Source organism: Sphaerimonospora thailandensis (assembly GCF_016863115.1).
Classification (GTDB): domain Bacteria; phylum Actinomycetota; class Actinomycetes; order Streptosporangiales; family Streptosporangiaceae; genus Sphaerimonospora; species Sphaerimonospora cavernae.
Genome location: NZ_BOOG01000098.1, coordinates 1 through 5,889 on the forward strand (window position 1 = coordinate 1; position 5,889 = coordinate 5,889).

At 69.2% G+C, this 5,889-nt stretch carries 8 protein-coding genes and 1 pseudogene; 1 reads left to right on the forward strand and 8 read right to left on the reverse strand.

The features are described 5' to 3' along the window. The 4 genes and pseudogenes from Mth01_RS30020 to Mth01_RS28795 form a co-directional block, all read right to left on the reverse strand. On the reverse strand, positions 1-324 hold a 324-nt coding region (locus Mth01_RS30020), incomplete at its 3' end, for an MFS transporter (protein ID WP_407695984.1). Between the two features lie 345 nt (positions 325-669). Then, positions 670-1,161 (reverse strand): hypothetical protein, encoded by a 492-nt coding sequence (locus Mth01_RS30025; protein ID WP_239090085.1) that lies wholly within the window; start codon positions 1,159-1,161, stop codon positions 670-672. 208 nt (positions 1,162-1,369) lie between these two features. Further along, a pseudogene (locus Mth01_RS30030) lies at positions 1,370-1,798 on the reverse strand (FAD-dependent oxidoreductase); the annotation flags it as partial. Between the two features lie 115 nt (positions 1,799-1,913). Continuing rightward, the gene (locus Mth01_RS28795) at positions 1,914-3,008 is read right to left on the reverse strand and encodes a flavin-containing monooxygenase (protein ID WP_239090084.1); all 1,095 of its coding nucleotides are present in this window, start codon (positions 3,006-3,008) and stop codon (positions 1,914-1,916) included. Between the two features lie 187 nt (positions 3,009-3,195). Here Mth01_RS28795 and Mth01_RS28800 point away from each other — a divergent pair, with 187 nt between their 5' ends. Then, positions 3,196-3,483 carry an ArsR/SmtB family transcription factor gene (locus tag Mth01_RS28800; protein ID WP_204019113.1) on the forward strand — a complete coding sequence of 96 codons (288 nt, stop codon included), beginning with the start codon at positions 3,196-3,198 and terminating at the stop codon, positions 3,481-3,483. A 172-nt stretch (positions 3,484-3,655) separates the two neighbouring features. Here Mth01_RS28800 and Mth01_RS28805 read toward each other — a convergent pair whose 3' ends face one another. The 4 genes from Mth01_RS28805 to Mth01_RS28820 all read right to left on the reverse strand — a co-directional run bounded on the left by Mth01_RS28805 (position 3,656) and on the right by Mth01_RS28820 (position 5,317). Continuing rightward, positions 3,656-4,447 carry an AfsR/SARP family transcriptional regulator gene (locus Mth01_RS28805; protein WP_204019114.1) on the reverse strand — a complete coding sequence of 264 codons (792 nt, stop codon included), beginning with the start codon at positions 4,445-4,447 and terminating at the stop codon, positions 3,656-3,658. Positions 4,448-4,609: 162 nt separating this feature from the next. Continuing rightward, on the reverse strand, positions 4,610-4,858 hold the full coding sequence (locus Mth01_RS28810) for a hypothetical protein (RefSeq protein ID WP_204019115.1): 249 nt from the start codon (positions 4,856-4,858) through the stop codon (positions 4,610-4,612). Beyond that, positions 4,836-5,111 (reverse strand): hypothetical protein, encoded by a 276-nt coding sequence (locus tag Mth01_RS28815; protein ID WP_204019116.1) that lies wholly within the window; start codon positions 5,109-5,111, stop codon positions 4,836-4,838. Before Mth01_RS28815 ends, Mth01_RS28810 begins: the two co-directional genes overlap by 23 nt. Further along, on the reverse strand, positions 5,108-5,317 hold the full coding sequence (locus Mth01_RS28820) for a hypothetical protein (RefSeq protein ID WP_204019117.1): 210 nt from the start codon (positions 5,315-5,317) through the stop codon (positions 5,108-5,110). The genes Mth01_RS28815 and Mth01_RS28820 overlap by 4 nt, the downstream gene beginning before the upstream one ends. Positions 5,318-5,889 lie beyond the last annotated feature (572 nt).

A 5,889-nucleotide genomic window follows, 5' to 3' on the forward strand; every position in this document is an offset into this window, starting at 1 on the left:
GTGCAGCGGGATCGCCACCGCGCCATAGGACACGGCCAAGATGACCAGGGCGGTGCGCCAGCCATAGTGCTCGACCAGCAGGCCGGTCAGCGGCAGGAAGATGGTGGAGGCGAACCCGGCGACGATGGTGAGGGCCAGCAGCGCGTTCGCCCGCCCTCGCTCGTCGCCGTGGAACCAGCCGACGATGACGGCGAAGGCGGGCTCGTACAACACCATCGCCGAGGCGATCCCGGCCGCCAGAAAGACGCCGTACAGCTGGGCCAGGCTGGTGACCTGGGACCAGGCCAGCACCGCCAGCGTGCCGAGCACCGACCCGGCGCTCATCAGCGCCCGGCCTCCCGTGCGCGTCCAGCCATCGTCCGACCCACGGCGCGCACAGCGCGGTGGTCAGCACTGCCAGCGTGAGCGCGGCGGCCACCTGCGGACCGCTGGCGCCCAGATCGCGCCGCATGGGGACGAGGAAGACGGAGAAGGCGTAATACAGCACGCCGTAGCCGATGGTCTGGGTGACGGCCAGGGCGGCCACGATCCGCCAGCCCGGACCGAGATCGCGGACCCGGCGGCGGCCGCCGCCCCCGATCGCGGGAGCGGCGGCTTGACCGTTGCGGACGGCAGGGTTCACGAGGTGGCTCTCCTGTATGCGTTCACCATGCGGGTTCGGATCGATGGTCAGCCGCAGCAGCCGCCCTCCGTGGATGTGGAGGCGGAGACGCCGGCCAGCGGCAGCGGAGTGGACAGCAGCCCGCCGCTGATGCCTGTGGCCAAACCGACCCGCTGCCCGGCCCGCTGTTCCTGTGCCTCGGTCAGGCTGGAGGAGCACACGCCGGTCTCGGGAAGGTCGAGCTGGACGTCGCGGGCTGCCTCCCAGTCGCCGGCCAGCGCCGCGACCACCGAGCGGGCCTGCTCATAGCCGGTGGCCATGAGGAAGGTCGGGGCGCGTCCGTAGCTTTTGACGCCGATGGCGTAGTAGCCGGGCTCGGGGTGGGCCAGCTCGTCCACGCCGTGCGCGGGGACGGTGCCGCAGGAGTGCGCGTTCGGGTCGATCAGCGGGGCCAGCGCGCGGGTGGAGCCGAGGATCGGGTCCAGGTCCAGGCGCAGTTCCGCGGCGATCGAGTGGTCGGTCCGGTATCCGGTGGCGGCGACGATCCGGTCGACGGTCACGCTCTACTCGGCACCAGAGGGGCCCCGGCTGATCACTCGTACCCGCTCGCCGTCCCGCTCGATCTCGTGGGTGAAGAAGCCGGACAGCAGCTGGATCCGGCCGGATTCGACCAGGGCGTGCAGGCGGGTGCCCAGGGCGCCGCGGGCGGGCAGCGCGTCCGCGTCCCCTCCGCCGTAGGCGCGGGTGGCGGTGCCCGCGCGGATCGCCCCGGCCGGCGGTGCGGACCCGGTCGTAGCCCAGGCGGCTGATCGCGCTCACGCTGGCGCCGGTGAGCAGCCGCTCGCCCAGCAGCGCTGCCAGCGGCGCGAGGTAGTCCTCGACGAGTTCGGCACCGGTGGGCAGCCACTCGGGGTCGGGTTCGTGCCATCCGGCGGCCTGGAGCAGGCGGCGGGCGGCGGCGTCGATGTTGTACTTCCACGGGCTGAAGACCCGCACGTGTCCCCACCGCGCGACCGACGCCCGGGCCCGCTCCCCCGCCTCCAGGACGAGGAAGTCCAGGCCGCGCTCGGCCAGGTGGGCGGCGGCGGCCAGCCCGACCGGGCCCGCGCCGATCACCACGACCGGTAGTTCCTCCAGGCGTGCCGTCGGCACGCTCAGCTCCAGCTCGACGGTGGTAGGGCCGCAGCATCCACTCATGACGGTTCTCCTTGCGATCGCACGGGTCGCCACCCGCTCCTGTTTTTACGTCTATCGAAGTAGCCGGATAGCGGGATGCTCCATGTGTTAGAGAACTATCAAATTAGAGCTACATCTAATCAGCCTCCGTGGTGGCGCTGGGCTCGATGTGCAGGTGAAGGGCGAGCTTGCCGATCAGGTGGCGGGCGTCGGCTCCGACGCCGCGCAGGGTGTTGGAGGAGGGTGTCCGCTGCCATTCCAGCCCGAGGTAGCCGAGCCCCGCGTGCGTGCGCGACACTCCCCCGCGCTGGGATGGCCGGCCGTCGGCGGCCAGCGCGCCGAGGCCAGCCAGGTAGTCCAGGTTGGGCCGGTAGCCGGTGGCCAGCAGCACCGCGTCGATGCGCTCGCGTTGGCCATCGGCCCATTCGGCGTGGTCGCCGTCCAGCCGGATGAACATCGGGCGGCGGTCGAACCGTCCCTGGAGCAGCGCCTGGCGGTAGCGGCCCTCGTCGAGCACCGGCGCGGTCAGCGGGCGATCGGCGCGGTGCAGGGGAAGCCGGTCGAATCGGGTCAGGTGAAGCCAGAAGTGCAGGTCCCGCCCGAGTGGACGCTGGGCCACGAACCGGATCGGGGCGCGGCTGGCCACGGTGACACGCGCGTGTGCGGACAGCTCGTAAGCGATCTGGATCGCCGAGTTGCCCGCTCCGACCACCACTATGCGCTGGCCGGACAGCGACGCCGGGGAACGGTAGCCGGCGGCGTGCAGGACCTGGCCGGTGAAGCCGTCCAGTCCCGGCAGGGCGGGCCGGTGCGGACGGGCGAAGGAGCCGCTGGCCGCGATGATGATGCGCGCGGACATCACCTCACCACTGTCCAGCCGTACCGAAAAACCACCCGCATCCGATGCCTCCACCGCCGTCACGCGGGCACCGGTGCGGATCTCGGCACCATGCCCGACCAGGCCGGCGGCGTAGCGCTCCAGATAGTCGACCACCTCATCGCGGCGCGGATACCGCTCGCCGTCACCACCGAAGGCCAGGCCGGGCAGCGAACTGTAGCGGGCGGGCGAGAACAGCCGCAGGCTGTCGTAATAGTGCGGCCAGGACCCGACCGCTCGATCGGAAGCCTCCAGCACCAGCGGACGCCACCCCGCCCGCAGCGCGGCATGCGCCGCGGCCAGGCCCGACTGCCCGCCCCCAACGATGACCACGGAGTCCATGTGAGAATCCATGGCCGAGAACATATCGTCATCTTCTAATATGTCAACGTGACGATGCGAGCGGTAGGGTGCGGATTCAGGAGGATGTGAGATGCCCGAAACGACTATGCGACATGGCACAGTCAGCCGTGCGGAAAACGCCACTCCCGGTAAGACGCAAGCGGCCGGGTCAGACTGCGGTACCGGCGACCCATGTGCGGTGCCGGAACTCAGCCAGGCCGTCCATGACTTCCTCAAGGCGCTGGCCGGCCCAGGCCGCCAGCAGATCATGCTGCTGTTCGCACACGGTGCGGAGCTATCGGTCGGTCAGGTCGCCGAACGCGCCGGCATCGGCCAGTCCACCGCCTCCCAGCAACTCGCCCTGCTGCGCCGCGGCGGCATCGTCACCTCCCGCCGCGACGGCAAGGAAGTGCTGTATCGCGGCGATCGCGAACGCGTCACGCGCACCCTCGCCGACCTGCACACCTACCTGAACTTCTGCTGCTGAGGGATGCCCCGAGAAGGCAAAACGCTGCCTATGTCAGCCCTCAGCCAACTTCGGCCGATGCTGGAACCCAGGGCTTACCACCGCAGACGGCCGGGCCAACGTGAACCAAGTTGGCAGTGGCTAGAAGCGGAGTCAGCGACCGCTCAGGATGTACGACGACTTACGACTTGCCTCAGGGTCTCTTGCGTCTCGGAAGTCGGTTCGAGATCGAGGCTGGCGAGGTGGGCGTTGAGGTGCTGGGCGCGCAGGCGTGCCTCATCTCGGCGGCCCTGTCGAGCGCGGCGGCCTTGGTCTCCGAGTCGGTGGCCTTTCGAGCGTCGGCGAGAGCGCTCCGGAACTCCCAGAGGTCGATCCAGACGCGCTCGCGGGTGATCCAGTAGGTCCCGTTTTCCGCTTCGATGAAGCTCGTCAGCTTCCGGGTCGATCCCGTTACGGCCCACAGTCGCTTGCGCAGGTCGCTGAGCGCGGCGTGGAAGCGGTAGCCGGCCTGGGGTTGCTCAACGTCGGGCCAGAACGTGGCGCAGATCTCTTCCCGCGTCTGCCTTGCGGGGTGGACCGCGAGGAAGACGAACATCTCCAATCCCTTGGCGGTCGGAATATCGATCGAGTCGCCGTCGACCTCGATGCGTACTTCGCCGAGCAGGAGCAGGCGGACGCGGGCGGTGTTCGATGCGTTCTCAACCCCTGGTACCTCAACTTCCGCGGCCTCGACCTTCGGAGCCTCGATCTCAGGGGCGTCGGCGGGTTCCTCTGCGGATTCTGTGGCAGGCTCCTCGTAACCGTGCTGGATGGCGATCCGGCGGAGGAAGGCGATCGCCTCCTGGCGTGGGAGATGGAACAGGTCCACGCTGTCCAGGTCGCCATCAGTGACGGCTCTGAAGTCTGTTTCGACCTCGCACCTGACCCCGGCGAGCCGGTCACCGAGCACCATCGCGCCGATTCCGAAGCTCAGTGCATGCCCCATGAACGACTCAAGGTATGACGGGTCCCGTCCGATCAGCCGGCCGACCATCACCAGTGCCGGGACCAGCTCGTCTGGCCTGCTGGCCCGCAACTCGGTCAGATCTCTTGATCTTAGAGGCGGCCGTTAGCATGCGCGAGATCACTCAGCGTGAACGATCTCGAACTACTGCTGTCGTATGAGGCAGGTCGAAACAGACAGTTTCTCTTCCGCGAGCTTCACCGAGTTCTCCAGCGAATCGAGCAGGGGCTCCGGCAGCGTCCCGGATCCCAGACCAGAGCCGGACACCAGCGCGGACAGCGCCTCGCGGTGCTCACCCGTCAGTCCTGTCAGCGTGCTGCGGTAGCCGAGCACGTCGCGGGCGGCGTATCCGTCGCCGGCCTCGATGGCTTCAGCGGCGACCTGGGCGAGCACGTGCGGAGCGACCGCCCACATTGGCGGCGTGCAGCGTGAACCCAATGGCCGGTGCCCCGTAGTACAGCCCGGCGTGCGCGCCGGCGTCGATCGGCCCAGCCACCACCTTCCGGATGTGCGCGTCCGCGATCTCCCAGCCCGCCGAGCCAGTCAGGGCTTTCTCGACGTGGAGGAGCGCGGCCCCGGCCGTGCCGGTGGCCAGGGATTGACGCGTCGCTTCCTCAACGGTGAGCGTCGCCGTGCTGGTGCTCACAGGGCACCTACCAGGGCCAGGCGGCGTAGCGCCGCCGCGCGGGCGAGGCGGCCGGTCGTCTTCTCGAAGGCCGGGTCGATGCCGAGGGCCCGTACGTGATGCTCGTGCAGCAGAGCGGGCAGCACCGTGGCGGGGTCGCGCTGCTCGGCGAGTGCTCGGTGGTAGGCGGCCAGGGCGATATCCCGGGCTTGCCATGCGGTAGCCACCGCCTCGCCGCCCGGCAGGGAGCGCAGCGCGTGGAAGCCACCGGCGGGGTCGGCCAGGTGGAGCGCGTGTGACCGGCGCCCTAGATCGGGTCACACGTTTCACATCCACCCGGCCCGCACCGGCCGGGCTCTCGGCATGCCCTTCCACGGGATCACCGAACACTTACGGTCAATCACGGTCGCCGGATAGTCAAAGCCTTCCCCGGTGGGAATTTAGGTGATGTCGCCGACCAGCTTGGTACCCGGCCGATGGTAGTGAAGTCCCGCCGCACCAGACCGAGGGCGCCCTGGTAGGACCGTCCGGCGGCGTGGCGGCCGGCCGCCACGACCGATGCCGCCCGGGCCGCAGACCCAGTTCCCGCTTCAGATACCGGACCAACTCGTCGCTCACCGACTCGCCCTAGCGAGCCAGGGCAGCGTGCCCCCGCCGATAGCCATACGTTCGGTGACTGTCTTCGAATATCGCCTCAATCTTCCTCTTAAAGCATTCGCGAAGCTCGGCGGCCACTGACAACGGGTGCCCACGCCACTCGTAATAACCGGATCGGGAAATGCCCAACCACATGTGCATG